This is a genomic window from Bacillus cytotoxicus NVH 391-98 (assembly GCF_000017425.1).
GTDB lineage: Bacteria > Bacillota > Bacilli > Bacillales > Bacillaceae_G > Bacillus_A > Bacillus_A cytotoxicus.
Genome location: NC_009674.1, coordinates 3,463,331 through 3,478,229 on the forward strand (window position 1 = coordinate 3,463,331; position 14,899 = coordinate 3,478,229).

A 14,899-nucleotide genomic window follows, 5' to 3' on the forward strand; every position below is an offset into this window, starting at 1 on the left:
TCACATCCCTATTTATTCCCTCCTCTTATAGTGAAGATAAGAAAATGAGAGGTAATAAAGGAGTGAGCAGTATGAAAAAGAAATCTTCAGCATTCATGAAACGGTTAAAATATTTTTCGCCAATAGATCGATATAACGAGAACCATACACAAGAAACATACGAAGATCGCGAATGGGAAAACGTCTATCGCAAAAGATGGCAACATGATAAAGTCATCCGCTCTACACATGGAGTAAACTGTACTGGCTCTTGTAGTTGGAACATTTATGTAAAAGATGGAATTGTAACTTGGGAAGGACAAGAATTAAATTATCCAACTACTGGCCCTGATATGCCGGATTTTGAGCCTCGGGGTTGTCCACGCGGCGCAAGTTTTTCTTGGTACATTTATAGTCCACTTCGCGTGAAATATCCATATGTACGCGGCGTCCTTTGGAATATGTGGAAGGAAGAACTTCAAAATCATACATCACCATTAGATGCTTGGAAAAGCATTGTAGAAAATCCTGAAAAAGCTCGCACCTATAAAAGTGCACGTGGTAAAGGTGGATTCATTCGTGCGAACTGGGATGAAGTATTGCAACTTGTTGCAACCTCCTTACTATATACAGTAATGAAATATGGTCCCGATCGAAACGTTGGTTTCTCACCAATTCCAGCCATGTCTATGTTAAGTCATGCTGCTGGTAGCCGCTTTATGCAGCTGATGGGTGGACCTATGCTCAGCTTCTATGATTGGTACGCTGACCTCCCACCTGCTTCCCCACAAATTTGGGGTGATCAAACAGATGTACCAGAAAGTAGTGATTGGTATAACTCTGGTTACATTATGACATGGGGTTCAAACGTTCCAATGACCAGAACGCCAGATGCGCACTTCTTAGCTGAAGTACGCTACAAAGGAACAAAAGTTGTTTCCGTAAGTCCTGACTTTGCTGAATCCACAAAATTTGCTGATGACTGGATGAGCGTAAAACAAGGGACAGATGGCGCACTTGCGATGGCGATGGGGCACGTCATTTTACAAGAGTTTTATGTGGACAAACAAGTAGAATGCTTCACAAATTATGCAAAACAATATACTGATTTCCCGTTCTTCGTCACATTAAAACAGCAAGGAGACCAATTCATAGCAGATCGGTTCTTACATGCAAATGATATTGGCCGTGAAACAAAGCTTGGCGAATGGAAGCCTGTTCTTTGGAATGATAACACGAATGATTTTGCTATTCCTCACGGTACAATGGGCTCTCGCTGGGATAATGAGAAGAAATGGAACTTGCGCTTAGAAGATGAGCAAACGGGAGAAAAAATTAATCCGCGGCTTTCTTTACTTGGCATGGAAGATGCCATTGGTACTGTACAGATTCCATACTTCTCTGATGAAGGGAATCAAATACTAGAACGAACAATTCCAGTGAAGAAAATGAAAACACGAGATGGTGATGTTTTCGTTACAACTGTGTACGACTTAACATTAGCTAACTACGGCGTAAACCGTGGACTTGGCGGCCAAGAACCAAAAGACTTTCATGATTCGATTCCATTTACACCAGCATGGCAAGAAAACATCACAGGTGTAAAACGAGACTTAGTCATTCAAATCGCTCGTGAGTTTGCTCAAAACGCCATCGATACAAATGGTCGTTCCATGATTATTGTCGGTGCTGGTATTAACCATTGGTTTAACTCTGATACGATTTATCGCGCTGTTTTAAACCTCGTTCTTCTCGTTGGGGCACAAGGCGTAAATGGCGGTGGTTGGGCACATTATGTCGGGCAAGAAAAATTACGTCCAGCCGAAGGATGGCAAACCATTGCGATGGCAAGAGACTGGCAAGGTCCTCCAAAGCTACAAAACGGGACATCATTCTTCTATTTTGTAACAGATCAGTGGCGTTATGAAGATACACCAGTCGGTCACTTAGCATCACCAGTTGTTGGCAACTCACGCTATCAACATCATGGTGATTACAATGTATTAGCAGCTCGTCTTGGCTGGCTTCCTTCTTATCCGACTTTCGAAAAGAATGGAATTGAAATTTATAAAGAAGCTGTCGCTAATGGGGCAACCACAAAAGAAGAAATTGGAATATATGTGGCACAGAAATTAAAAGAAAAAGAACTGAAATTTGCCATTGAAGATCCAGATAACAAAAATAACTTCCCACGTAACTTATTTGTATGGCGTGCAAACTTAATTTCAAGTTCAGGTAAAGGTCACGAATATTTCTTAAAACATTTACTCGGTACAACAAATGGATTAATGAACGATGATAGCGATTCATTGCGACCAGAAGAAATAAAATGGCATGAAACGGCCCCTGAAGGCAAACTAGATTTACTTGTTAACCTAGATTTCCGTATGGCCGGGACAGCACTTTATTCCGATATTGTTCTACCCGCTTCAACATGGTATGAAAAACACGATTTAAGTAGTACAGATATGCATCCATTTGTACATCCATTTAATCCAGCTATTGGTTCACCATGGGAAGCTCGTTCCGACTGGGACATTTTCTGCTCCCTTGCAAAAGCAGTCTCTAAATTAGCAACAGAACTTGATCTTGATCCAATAAAAGAAGTTGTTGCAACTCCGCTTCTTCACGATACACCGCAAGAATTAGCACAGCCACTTGGCAAGATTAAAGACTGGAGCAAAGGGGAATGTGAACCAATTCCAGGTAAAACGATGCCACAAATTCATGTTGTCGAGCGTGATTATAAAACAATTTATGACAAAATGACTGCGCTTGGACCAAATGCTGGTAAACAACCAATTGGGACAAAAGGTATTTCTTGGTCCGCAGAAAAAGAGTACGAACAATTAAAGAGTCGCTTAGGAGTCATCCGCACCGATTCTATCGCAAAAGGATGCCCTAATATAACAGAAGCAGTCCATGCAGCAGAAGCAGTCCTTACTCTTTCTTCAACAACTAATGGTCATATGGCTGTAAAAGCGTGGGAAGCTCTTGAAAAACAAACAGATTTAAAATTACGCGATTTAGCAGCAGAACGCGAAGAAGAGTGTTTCACATTCGAGCAAATTACAGCACAACCTAAAACAGTAATTACTTCTCCTGCCTTTACTGGCTCAGAAAAAGGGGGACGCCGCTACTCACCATTTACAACAAATGTAGAACGTCTTATTCCTTGGAGAACGATTACAGGACGACAATCATTCTACTTAGATCACGAGATGATGAAAGAGTTTGGTGAAACAATGGCAACATTTAAACCAATCTTGCAGCATAAACCGTTTCAAAAATCACGTCCGGAAGTAGAAGGAAAAGAAATTACGCTAAACTATTTAACGCCGCATAATAAATGGTCTATTCATAGTATGTACTTCGATTCCTTACCAATGTTAACACTATTCCGTGGTGGTCCAACTGTTTGGATGAATAAAGATGACGCCGCTGAAGCTGGTGTAGATGATAACGACTGGATTGAATGTTTCAACCGAAACGGCGTTGTTGTAGCACGTGCAGTTGTTACACATCGCATACCAAGAGGAATGGCCTTTATGCATCATGCACAAGACCGTCATATTAACGTGCCTGGTACAAATTTAACAAGTAACCGTGGTGGAACGCATAATAGTCCAACGCGCATCCATGTAAAACCAACGCATATGATTGGCGGATATGGTCAATTAAGCTATGGGTTTAACTACTATGGTCCAACGGGTAATCAGCGTGATTTAAACGTCGTCATCCGCAAACTGAAGGAGGTAGATTGGCTTGAAGATTAAAGCACAAGTCGGAATGGTAATGAACTTAGATAAATGTATCGGCTGCCATACTTGTAGTGTAACGTGCAAAAATACCTGGACAAATCGTCCAGGTGCTGAATATATGTATTTTAACAATGTGGAAACAAAGCCTGGTATTGGCTATCCAAAACAATGGGAAAATCAAGAAATATATAAAGGCGGCTGGGAAGTAAAGAACGGTGAACTTCAGCTCAAATCCGGTTCTAAAGTGAAACGTCTACTAAATATTTTTCATAATCCAGATTTACCGACAATCGATGATTACTTCGAGCCATGGAACTACGATTATGAAACGTTAACAAACAGCCCGCAGCGCAAACATCAACCAGTAGCTCGTCCAAAATCGGCAATTACAGGCGAATTTATCGATAAAATTGAATGGGGGCCAAACTGGGAAGATGACTTAGCTGGTGGACATATCACTGCCTTACAAGACCCGAATGTAAAGAAAATGGAAGAAGATATTAAGACAGACTTTGAAAACGTCTTTATGATGTATTTACCTCGCATTTGCGAACATTGTATGAATCCGTCTTGCGTTTCTTCTTGTCCATCTGGCGCGATGTATAAACGTGAAGAAGATGGAATTGTTCTTGTCGATCAAAATGCATGCCGTGCTTGGAGATTTTGTGTATCTTCTTGCCCATATAAAAAAGTGTATTTCAACTGGCAAACGAATAAAGCGGAAAAATGTACAATGTGCTTCCCGCGTATTGAGGCGGGTATGCCTACCATCTGTTCTGAAACATGTGTAGGGCGTATACGCTACATTGGTGTTATGTTATATGACGCTGACAAGGTAAAAGAAGCCGCTTCCATCGAAAATGAAAAAGACTTATATGAATCGCAGCTTACTGTTTTCTTAGATCCAAATGATCCAGAAGTAGTTGCCGAGGCAAAAAAACAAGGAATACCTGAAGAATGGATAAAAGCAGCGCAACATTCACCAATTTACAAAATGATTATCGATTGGAAAATCGCTCTTCCGCTTCACCCTGAATATAGAACAATGCCAATGGTTTGGTATATTCCACCGCTCAGTCCAATTATGAATATAGTCGAAGGAAAAGGAAGCAACTGGAAAGAAGAGGATATTTTCCCTGCAATTGATAATATGCGAATTCCAATTCAATATTTAGCGAATTTACTTACCGCTGGGGACGAATCCCACATTCGACTTACATTGAAAAAAATGGCTGTCATGCGCACACATATGAGAGCACTACAAGTTCATAAAGAGCCAGATGAAATGGTATTAAAAGAACTTGGATTAACAAAAGAAGATGTAGAAGATATGTACCGCCTACTAGCAATCGCAAAATATAAAGATCGCTTTGTTATTCCAACAACTCACCGCGAGCAAGTTGCTGATTTATATAGTGAACAAGGAAGCTGTGGCCTTTCCTTTGCCGGTGGTCCAGGCTCTTGCATGACGCTTTCTTAACTAAGGGAGGTAACAACGATGAAACAAAGTTTACAAACCGCTTTTTCTTGTACTTCCTTCCTTCTCTCCTATCCTGAAGCAGGATGGAGAGAAGCTTTACCCGAACTACAAGAAACAATCCGTACGATTACAAATGAAGAAATTCGCACATTGCTTACAAGATTCATAAAACAAGTACAGAACAAAACAGATGCGCAACTAATCGACTCGTATGTGTATACATTCGACTTCGGAAAAAAGACAAATTTATACTTAACTTATATGAATACAGGTGAACAAAGAGAACGCGGAATTGAATTACTAGAATTAAAACAACATTATCAAAAAGCTGGCTTTATGGTAACAGATAAGGAGCTTCCTGATTACTTACCACTTCTTCTTGAATTTCTAGCAAACGCACCGGAAGAAGATTGTGATCCACTTATAAGTAAGTACATGAAAAATATACAAGCTTTGCATGAGCAATTAAAAAAAGCAAATTGTCTACATGAACCAATCATCGCTTCCGTTCTGCTTGCTATTGATGCATGGGGTGTACAAACAAATGAGAAAGGAGTTCTCTAAACATGCTGGATCAATTTTTCTGGGTGCTATTTCCTTATATCATTTTCGCAATCTTTATCGGCGGACACATTTTTCGCTATAACTATGACCAATTTGGTTGGACATCAAAATCTAGTGAACTGCTCGAAAAGAAAATACTTCGAATTGGAAGTCTTCTCTTTCACTTTGGAATTATGTTTGTAATCGGCGGTCATATTATGGGAATTTTAATTCCGGAATCTGTCTATCGCTCACTCGGTATTTCAGAGTATACTTATCATATCATTGCTATTAGTTTCGGACTTCCTGCTGGAATTGCTTCTATTGTTGGATTAGTAATCTTAATGTATCGTCGTTTTACAGTAAAACGTATGATTGCAACAAGTACAAAAGGAGACTATATAGCTCTCATTCTACTGTTCATTGTTATGTTAGCCGGTCTTTCTTCTACCTTTTTCAATATTGATGCAAAAGGCTTTGATTACCGTACAACAATTGGCCCATGGTTCCGTAGTCTGTTCATTTTCAGTCCGAAAGCAGAATATATGGCAGACGTACCGATTTGGTTTAAAATTCATATTATTGCAGCACTAGGCCTTTTTGCAACTTGGCCATTCACAAGACTCGTACATGTATTTAGTGTTCCCGTAAAATATTTACGTCGCAGCTACGTAATTTATCGAAAACGCATGCCCATGCACCTTAAGAAATAATCCCCTACAATCAGGGGATTATTTCTTATAAACCAGGCGCGGAATTAAAAGCATCTGTATTTGGCACTGCTTGCAAAATTCCAACGGGATTCTCCCCTTATAATCCTGTATTTTGACTTTCAGATGTTTGTGTTCCTCTTGTATACGTTGTTGTCACTGTGTCACCTGGTTGTAAGCAAAGATTTGATGTTGTACCAACTACTGTTACAACATCGATGCACGTCGGTCCCAATGCCCCGCTATATGTTTTAGAAGCAACAAATGAAGTATCACTTAAGTGATCACCTGTAAATATATTTCCATACTGATTTACAATGACAAATTTTTGAATATGAGCAGGCATATTTATTCCTCCTTTCCTTTATGATCCTAATGTTAATTCACTCGTTTCTAATGGCGGAAAAACTCTGGAACTCTTGGCGTTTCAGGTTGCATACGTTTGCCATTAAAAAAATTAGCGATGCTTGACCCGCCAGCACCAGCATATACTTTTTGAACCCCTGAAGGTGAAAGGCTATAATAATCGCCTACATTCACGTTGCCTTTATTATTGATAATTTTCATATTACGAATTCGCGCACCCAAATTATTCCCTCCTTTGTACACTGTATGCATAAGAAAAAAAACTTGAAACAGACACGTTTCAAGTTTTTATAAATTCATTATTTAATTTCTCCTTTATATTGCAGCATACCGCCAACCATATTGACGGTTTTAAATCCTTGCTCATTTAAATAGTGACATACATTTTCACTGCGCATTCCTGATCTACAAATAAAAATATATTCATTTTCCTTATCAAAGAATTCCAATTTATTTGGAATGTCACCCATTTTTATATGTACAGCTTCTGGAATTTTCCCTTGCGCCACTTCTTCATCTTCACGTACATCTACTAGAAATAATGTCTCTCCATTTTCGAGACGCTTTTGTACTTCTTCTGTTGTAATTGTTTTTACTTCTGTCATCGATTGTTCCTCCTTATATACAATAAAACTTTGAAACAGTATTTTTCCTCTTTACTCACCAATTTTAGCATGCTGATGGCTGAACGCAAAGAAATGAAACTGTACCTTTTCTTATCTCTTTCTCAACTTTTTATCAATATTTATACTTTACAAAGCTAACTTTCACATTGTATTCTCATAATACTTGTTTTACGAAAGGAGCGAAGTGACATGACACTTTCATTTTTCTTTATGGGCCTTATTTTTCTTATTCTTTCTATCATTGTATTTAATATGAAGAAAAACTATAATAAGCTATCGTTTCAAGAAATCTCATTCCTACTTTTATTACTTAGCATCGCTTTTTTCGGCGCATGCATTGCCACGTATATTTTTCGTTTAAAGTTTGTATAAAGAAAGGTGCTACTTGCTAAATATGCACCTTTCTTTATACAAAACTAGATATTTTACGATTCAAAAACTCATACAATTTCTTCTCAAATAGATGGATATCCATCACTCCAGCCATATGTCCATTCGTGCTTTCAATCTCATATACTTCTGCAAATTTCCCTTGTTTTTTCAGGCTATCAACCATTTTATAATTATAATGTGCTGGTTGTAATACGTCTTGCTTACATGGAATCATCAGCACATTTGCCTCAATTTGTGAAAGTGCCTCATCCATAGAGGAGAAGCCATACGCAATATCATGTAATAACGTTGCCTTTGCAGTATACATCCATGAATTTGCGTCTACAAATTGAATATTTTGAAGCGTTAAGCAATCAATCTCTTTCTCAAATGATGTCGGTGAACCAAAGTTTTCATACGGTTTTGTTTCGGTACTATTACGCGGAAATTCCTTTTCATAATACTTCGCATCAAATGCATTGATAAACATCATTTTACTTGCTACATGTAATCCCTTAATTGGTTGCTCTTCCCCATAAGTCCCATCCTGCCATTTCGGATCCAACTGAATGGCATCAATTGCATTCCGCAAAACATTCACAGATGTTACAACTGGATTTTGCGGATTCGTAATTACACCTATCATTCGTTCGACCATATGTGGATAATGAACCGCCCATTGCTGCGCAATCATCCCACCTGCCGATGGCCCAATTACAGCGTGTAACCTGTTAATCCCTATTTCTTTTATTAATTCATATTGGATGCGAGCAACATCTAAAAAAGTGAATACTGGAAAATCCATCCCATATTCCAAACCGGTTTCTGGATTCATTGACTTTGGCCCTGTCGTTATAACATACGGATTTTTCACTTGAACATTACAAAGATTATCCGTACATATAACAAAGTATTGGTCCGTATCAATTGCTTTTCCTGGTCCAATCAACCCATCCCACCATCCAGGCAGTAAATCATTCTCCGTATACTTTCCTGCCGCATGACTCGTTGCACTAAAATAATGACAAACTAAAATCGCATTGGATTTTTCCTTATTTAACTTCCCATATGTTTCATATCCCATCTGAATAGGAATTTTCTTTTTATTTGCAAATGTAAATTGTTTCAAAGAAAAACACTCTTTTTTCACATACACGTTCCATTTCTCCTTTCAAACATCTTATTCTTCCAACCTCTCTACTAACCCGCTCAATTTTTCCGTCTATAATGGCAACTGCTTTTACATATTTGATTATTTTTCATACTCCATCTCAAGTCCCATCATTTTCATAACAAATCAATTTTGCTTATAAAAAGATTACACGTTTCTAAAAGAAAACCTTCTTTTTATATAACAGTTTTCTTTCCAGACATATGTATAAGAAACAAAATACACCATAAACTAACATCATCTTACATAAGTTAAAGAGGGAGAAAGCAATGATTTGGAACTGGTTACGAAAGAAAAAAACAGCAAAGATCCAAAAGGAAACTGCTAAGCAGGACGAGCAGCAACGCCTTGTGCAAACTTCTCAGCAAAGAGAGCAAAAGCAATCCGAACAACAGCACCTTAATCAAGCTTCTCAGCGAGGAGAACAGATCCTCAATAAGCAACAACCTGTTCAAGAAGCAACCCATACACATACTAGTGACAATAGCATTTATGATTTCAGTCAACCGAAGAAAGAAAAGGTTCACACTCTTCAAGATTTGTTAGAGAAATTGAAAGCATCTAGCGATTTTGTCAATTATCACACATCCGATGATGAAACAATGCCATACTGGATTTCTTACTATCGGCCATCACTTGACGGTGAAAAGTTACAAAAATATTTAATGCCAACATTATTAGAACGCACATGCTCTACATTAGAAGAATTGAAAGAACACATTCCAATGAGTGGAATTATAATTACAAATGATTTACAAAAAATAGAAGATATGGTCTTAAAGGGGCACGCAATTGTTCAATTACATGAAAAAGATCAAAAATGTCTACTTGCAAATATCGCAATTGATAATTATCGAGCACCAACTGCACCATTAAATGAATCAACAGTAGTTGGCCCACAAGAGGGTTTCGTCGAAGATATTGATACAAATATAAATTTAGTCCGAAAACGCCTCCCAGTATTAGCATTACAAACGAAAGAAATTATCATTGGAGCTTTTTCAAAGACAAAGGTTGTGATGATGTACTTAGACAACCTTGCTGAAAAAGAAAATGTTGCTTTCTTAGAAGAGTCTCTTCGAACAATTAAATATGATCAAATTAATGACAGTTCTTATATTCAAGAATTAATGGGTGAAAAGTCAATTTTCCCTCTCTATATTAATACAGAGCGCACTGATAGAGTAACAAAAGCTTTAATCGATGGAAAAATTGCTATTTTTGTCGACGGCTCACCTAGCGTTTTACTTACGCCTGTCTCTTATTTTGATTTCTTTGTTTCACCTGAAGATTACAACGTCTCTTGGATGTATGCTACATTTTCGAGAATGTTACGTTTAATTGCTGTTCTTTTTTCGATTTGTGCAACTCCATTATATGTCGCTGTCTTAAGCTATCATTATGAATTGATTCCAAGCGACTTATTAGAAACATTGATTTTATCCAGAGCCCAAGTTCCATTCCCTCCTTTAATAGAAGCGCTATTTTTAGAACTTGCAATTGATTTATTAAGAGAAGCAGGCGCCAGACTCCCAATGAAAGTAGGGCAAACGCTCGGTATTGTAGGGGGGATTGTAATTGGTCAAGCCTCTGTTGAAGCTGGTTTAACAAGTAATATTCTCTTAATTATTGTTGCTTTATCTGCACTTGCTTCCTTTATTACACCTATTTATAAAATGGGAAACACTGTGCGATTATTACGATTCCCATTTCTGATTAGTGCAGAATTAGGCGGACTTTTAGGCATTGTACTTGGATTTCTTTTTTTATTTACCCATTTATTCCGCCTATCATCTTTACGCAAACCATATGCCCTCTTTTATCCAGCAAGGAAACAATCCTTTAAGGACTCTTGGGTGCGGTTTCCTCTATCTGTAATTGATACAAGAGATGTACAAGCAAGAGCACAGCACGTAAAAAAGACTGCAAAAGGTATTCCAATAAAACATAGATCTGATTTTGATGAATAAAGCGAGGTGCATCTTATGAGTAAAGTTAAAACAAAATATCAAATATCACCTATCTTTGTTTTCTTCTTAATTCATGGTGCACAATTTGGAGCGGGGGTTTTAGGCTTTGCACGCATCATCGCAAAGTCCGCAGGATACGATGGTTGGATAGGAGTTCTCATTGTAGGAATTACCATCCACATTCTCATCTGGATGATGCATTTCTTGTTAAAAGAAAATGAGGGGAATTTAATTGATTTACATCAAGAGCTGTTCGGAAAGTGGGTTGGAACAGGAATGAACCTACTCTTTGTGACTTACTTTTTCATTATAAGTATTTCCGTTATCCGAACCTATGTCGAAATTGTTCAAGTATGGATGTTTCCTACCGCTTCTACATGGACATTGACCTTTTTCTTCTGCTTACTTAGCTATTACATTATCTCATCAGGATTTCGCGTTATGACCGGCATATGCGTAATTTCTATCGCCGGAATTTTCGGTTATCTTTTCCTTAGTTTATTTGTTCTAAAATATGCACAGTGGGAAAATTTACTTCCTATATTTTCTCATTCTGTTCAGGATATATTAAAAGCAGCACAATCCTCTATTTACACGATGACTGGATTTGAAGTATACCTTATGATTTATCCATTTGTAAAAGGGGCACAAAAGTCTCATAAATTCGCACAATATGGCGCACTATTTTCTAACATTTTATACGTATTCAGTACTATGCTAGCCTTTGCTTTTTTTAGTGAAAATCAGTTATTACAAACAATATGGCCGCAGCTTTCTATGACACAGGTTATTCAACTTCCCTTTATTGAGCGCTTAGAGTACATTGCAATCTCTGCTTACGCTCTTGTCATTATGCCAAGTTTCTTACTTCCATTATGGGCTGCAACAAGAGGTACATATGAAGTCTTTCGTGTGAAACAAAAAAAGATTTTAATCGCTCTTTTGTTCATTACAATCATTATTTCACAACTATTAACAAATCGACACGATATTAATGATTTTATTAGCATGATATCTCATACTAGCTTTTTTGTTATTTATATGTACATCCCGATTTTATTTCTTATTATGTGGGTGAAAAGAAAATGGAAAAAATCAAAACAAAAGTAATTCTCCTTTCCTGTTTCTGTATGTTTAGTATGACTGGTTGCTTACAAAAAACGATTATTGATGATATTCAGCTCATTCAAGGAACGGTTTTTGATACAGCGAAAGATGATAAAGTAAAAGTAACATTTGTTTGTCCCGTACAGGAAAAAGGAAATAAAGTTGAAGTTTTTGAAGGGGTAGGGAATGCTGTAAAACAAGTAAAAGCCGATACTGCTTTAACATCTTCCCAACCGTTTGCAAACGGCCAAATGCGCGTTGCTCTGTTCACAATGAACATCGCTAAAAAAGGATTGTCCACTTCATTTGACACGCTCATTCGTGATGTAAATGTCGGAAATGCCTTATATGTTGCCTTATTAGATGGAAATGGGCGTGAATTATTTGAAGAAAAGTATACAACCTCATCAAATGTTGCAATTTATATAAAAAAGTTATTGGAGCATAATATGCAAACTGGTCCTTTGCCAACCGATAATGTACATTTGGGTGCATTCCGTTATTATCGCGTAGGCCAAGACTACTATATTCCTATCTTAAAAAAAAGCAAAGACAAAGTAAAAATTACTGGTATTGCTCTTTTCAAGAAAGATAAATATGTCGGGAAAATCAAGCAACGAGATCTGTTTGTATTTAAAGGATTAGTTGAAAAACATCGATTAGATTCACAGGAATTCAAAACAAACCCTGGATACACAATCATTAATAATATTCGCTCTACCCCTACTTACCAAGTACATGTAAAAAACGGCAGACCTTCTTTTCTCATTACAGTGAAACTTGATGCACGTATTCAAGAATTATCAAGAAAATTTAGTTTGGAAAATAAGAAGAATACACAAAAAATTGCTAGATCTATCGAAAAACAACTCAATACAAGAGCAGCAAAACTCATTAAACACTTTCAATCTTTGGATGTCGATCCCATTGGCCTTGGGGCAAGATTTAGGCAGCACTATCGACCATTCAACTTAGAGAAATGGAAAGCAATGTATAAAGATGTACCTATTAAAGTTCAATATAAAGTAAATATTACAAATTCAGGGGTTATTGAATAATAGAATCTAACATAAAGATTGAACTCCTCCCTCTAGCATGGTACAACGGAGAAGGGGGAGTTTTTTTATGCCTTACATAGAGAAAAAGGAGTTACGGGAGAGCTTATGTTAAAAAAATTGATAAAACCTATTTTAAATGGGGTTCTATTTCTCTTAGTATTTTTATTTGCACATACATATTTAAAAAATGTTTCTTTCACTCGTTATTTACTCATTGTTATTCCATCACTTCTTGTCGGAATATTCGGAATCGATATCGCTGTATCATTTTTCATAAAGAAAGAAGAATAACAAAGATCTTATGTTACAATGGAATTCGGCACATAGTAAGAAAGGATGAAACAACATGTCTAACGAAAAAGGTCTAGATAAAGGATATGAACTTGTCGCAAAAATGCATGAAGTATTCGGACACCCAGTTACAGATGTACCAACAAAATTAACGGAAGAACGTGCAAAGATTCGCGCAAGCTTTATGCAAGAAGAATTAGAAGAGTTTTTAGAAGCAACAACTCTAGAAGATCAATATGATGCATTAATCGATCTTATTTATTTTGCCTTTGGAACATTTGCAGAAATGGGAGTGCGTCCAGATAAAGGATTTGAAATTGTGAATAATGCCAATATGGCAAAGTTATTTCCTGATGGAAAACCGCGCTTTCGCGAAGGAGACGGCAAAATTTTAAAACCAGAAGGTTGGCAAGCACCCGAGCCACAACTTCGCGCAGAAATCGAGCGTCAACGCCAAGAAGCATTAGCAAAATCATTAAAATGAAAATTATGTAAAAAGGAGCTATCCAAACAAGATAGCTCCTTTCCACTATTTCTTCTTTTTCTCTGTCGGTTGACTTTGCTTAGCAAAGTTAGATGAATCATCAAAATTCGGCTGTTTTTTACCAGCATTATTACTTCTACCTTTTCCCATATGTAACACCTCCTCACCTTACTATGCCCAATAAAAAAATCCCCTTGCGCACAAGAGAATTTTTTATATGTGCTAGATTCCAATCATCAACATCCATTATATCCTGTATGACCATCTGTCCCTTCGGAATCCCTTGTCGCTCCGCCGTACCAAGTTTGATGATGTTGTCCTTGATGATGGTGCTGGTCTTGTTGATGTCCATGATGCCCATGGTGTCCGTGGTGCCCATGATGTCCGTGGTGTCCATACTGTCCATGATGTCCGTGATGTCCATGATGCCCGTGATGTCCATGATGCCCGTGATGTCCGTGATGCCCATGTTGTCCGTGATGCCCATGATGTCCATGGTGTCCATGATGTCCGTGATGCCCATGTTGTCCGTGGTGTCCATGATGTCCGTGATGCCCATGATGTCCGTGATGCCCATGTTGTCCGTGATGTCCGTGGTGTCCATGATGTCCGTGATGTCCGTGGTGTCCATGATGTCCGTGGTGTCCATGATGTCCGTAAACACCATATGGATTCACTGCTCCTATACCTGCTGCAACACCAATTCCTGGTGCTGGAAATACAGTCGGTCCCCCTAGTTGGCTACCCATTACAGCCCCTGGAGAGAATCCTCCTGGAAACCCTGGTGCTACCCCTGGCATTCCTGTTTGCACACCAGCTACAGATGGCGGGAATCCTCCTGCTCCTCCACCAATTCCCATCGGAGCATAGTGATGGTCTCCACTAATCATAAATCCATATGGTGCTTTATTATCTATCCCTTTCATTTCTTTCACCTCTTCTTCTCAAGTTTAGTCTACCTTTTTTATCATATTGCACACA

At 38.0% G+C, this 14,899-nt stretch carries 13 protein-coding genes and 2 pseudogenes; 10 read left to right on the top strand and 5 right to left on the bottom strand.

Annotation, left to right across the window (positions count from 1 at the left end; translation table 11 throughout):
• Positions 1–71: 71 nt before the first annotated feature.
• From BCER98_RS17115 to narI, 4 genes are read left to right on the top strand one after another with little or no spacing between them, the layout of a single operon-like run.
• Positions 72–3,755 carry a nitrate reductase subunit alpha gene (locus BCER98_RS17115; protein ID WP_012095856.1) on the top strand — a complete coding sequence of 1,228 codons (3,684 nt, stop codon included), beginning with the start codon at positions 72–74 and terminating at the stop codon, positions 3,753–3,755.
• Positions 3,745–5,220, top strand: a complete 1,476-nt coding sequence (narH, locus tag BCER98_RS17120; RefSeq protein WP_012095857.1) for a nitrate reductase subunit beta — start codon at positions 3,745–3,747, stop codon at positions 5,218–5,220. The genes BCER98_RS17115 and narH overlap by 11 nt, the downstream gene beginning before the upstream one ends.
• Positions 5,221–5,238: 18 nt before the next feature.
• Positions 5,239–5,784 carry a nitrate reductase molybdenum cofactor assembly chaperone gene (gene narJ / locus BCER98_RS17125; protein ID WP_012095858.1) on the top strand — a complete coding sequence of 182 codons (546 nt, stop codon included), beginning with the start codon at positions 5,239–5,241 and terminating at the stop codon, positions 5,782–5,784.
• A gap of 2 nt (positions 5,785–5,786) precedes the next feature.
• Positions 5,787–6,476: a respiratory nitrate reductase subunit gamma gene (gene narI / locus BCER98_RS17130; protein WP_012095859.1), complete on the top strand. Its 690-nt coding sequence runs from the start codon at positions 5,787–5,789 to the stop codon at positions 6,474–6,476.
• A gap of 25 nt (positions 6,477–6,501) precedes the next feature.
• Here narI and BCER98_RS17135 read toward each other — a convergent pair.
• From BCER98_RS17135 to BCER98_RS17145, 3 genes and pseudogenes are all read right to left on the bottom strand, one after another.
• A pseudogene (locus BCER98_RS17135) lies at positions 6,502–6,819 on the bottom strand (hypothetical protein).
• 18 nt (positions 6,820–6,837) lie between these two features.
• Positions 6,838–7,061 (bottom strand): annotated as a pseudogene (locus tag BCER98_RS17140) (spore germination protein).
• Positions 7,062–7,138: 77 nt separating this feature from the next.
• Positions 7,139–7,444 (bottom strand): rhodanese-like domain-containing protein, encoded by a 306-nt coding sequence (locus BCER98_RS17145; protein ID WP_012095862.1) that lies wholly within the window; start codon positions 7,442–7,444, stop codon positions 7,139–7,141.
• 210 nt (positions 7,445–7,654) lie between these two features.
• Between BCER98_RS17145 and BCER98_RS17150 the strand changes: the two genes are divergently transcribed.
• On the top strand, positions 7,655–7,837 hold the full coding sequence (locus BCER98_RS17150) for a hypothetical protein (protein ID WP_012095864.1): 183 nt from the start codon (positions 7,655–7,657) through the stop codon (positions 7,835–7,837).
• Positions 7,838–7,871: 34 nt separating this feature from the next.
• On the opposite strand, the gene BCER98_RS17155 is transcribed toward BCER98_RS17150, so the two are convergent.
• Entirely contained in the window at positions 7,872–8,993 is a 1,122-nt protein-coding gene (locus BCER98_RS17155) for an alpha/beta fold hydrolase (RefSeq protein WP_012095866.1), read from the bottom strand.
• A 284-nt stretch (positions 8,994–9,277) separates the two neighbouring features.
• On the opposite strand from BCER98_RS17155, the gene BCER98_RS17160 reads away from it, so the two are divergent.
• The 5 genes from BCER98_RS17160 (at position 9,278) to BCER98_RS17180 (ending at position 13,918) form a co-directional block, all read left to right on the top strand.
• Entirely contained in the window at positions 9,278–10,978 is a 1,701-nt protein-coding gene (locus BCER98_RS17160) for a spore germination protein (RefSeq protein WP_012095867.1), read from the top strand.
• 15 nt (positions 10,979–10,993) lie between these two features.
• Positions 10,994–12,088, top strand: a complete 1,095-nt coding sequence (locus tag BCER98_RS17165; protein WP_012095868.1) for a spore germination protein — start codon at positions 10,994–10,996, stop codon at positions 12,086–12,088.
• A complete protein-coding gene (locus tag BCER98_RS17170; protein WP_012095869.1) occupies positions 12,064–13,143 on the top strand; it encodes a Ger(x)C family spore germination protein in 1,080 nt (359 codons plus the stop codon). Before BCER98_RS17165 ends, BCER98_RS17170 begins: the two co-directional genes overlap by 25 nt.
• A 105-nt stretch (positions 13,144–13,248) precedes the next feature.
• Positions 13,249–13,434 (top strand): hypothetical protein, encoded by a 186-nt coding sequence (locus BCER98_RS17175; protein ID WP_012095870.1) that lies wholly within the window; start codon positions 13,249–13,251, stop codon positions 13,432–13,434.
• 55 nt (positions 13,435–13,489) lie between these two features.
• Complete coding sequence (locus BCER98_RS17180) at positions 13,490–13,918, top strand: pyrophosphohydrolase domain-containing protein (RefSeq protein WP_012095871.1); 429 nt, start codon at positions 13,490–13,492, stop codon at positions 13,916–13,918.
• A 236-nt stretch (positions 13,919–14,154) separates the two neighbouring features.
• Here the strand turns inward: BCER98_RS17180 and BCER98_RS17185 are convergent, their stop codons facing one another.
• Positions 14,155–14,844, bottom strand: a complete 690-nt coding sequence (locus BCER98_RS17185) for a putative VrrB protein (protein WP_012095875.1) — start codon at positions 14,842–14,844, stop codon at positions 14,155–14,157.
• Positions 14,845–14,899 lie beyond the last annotated feature (55 nt).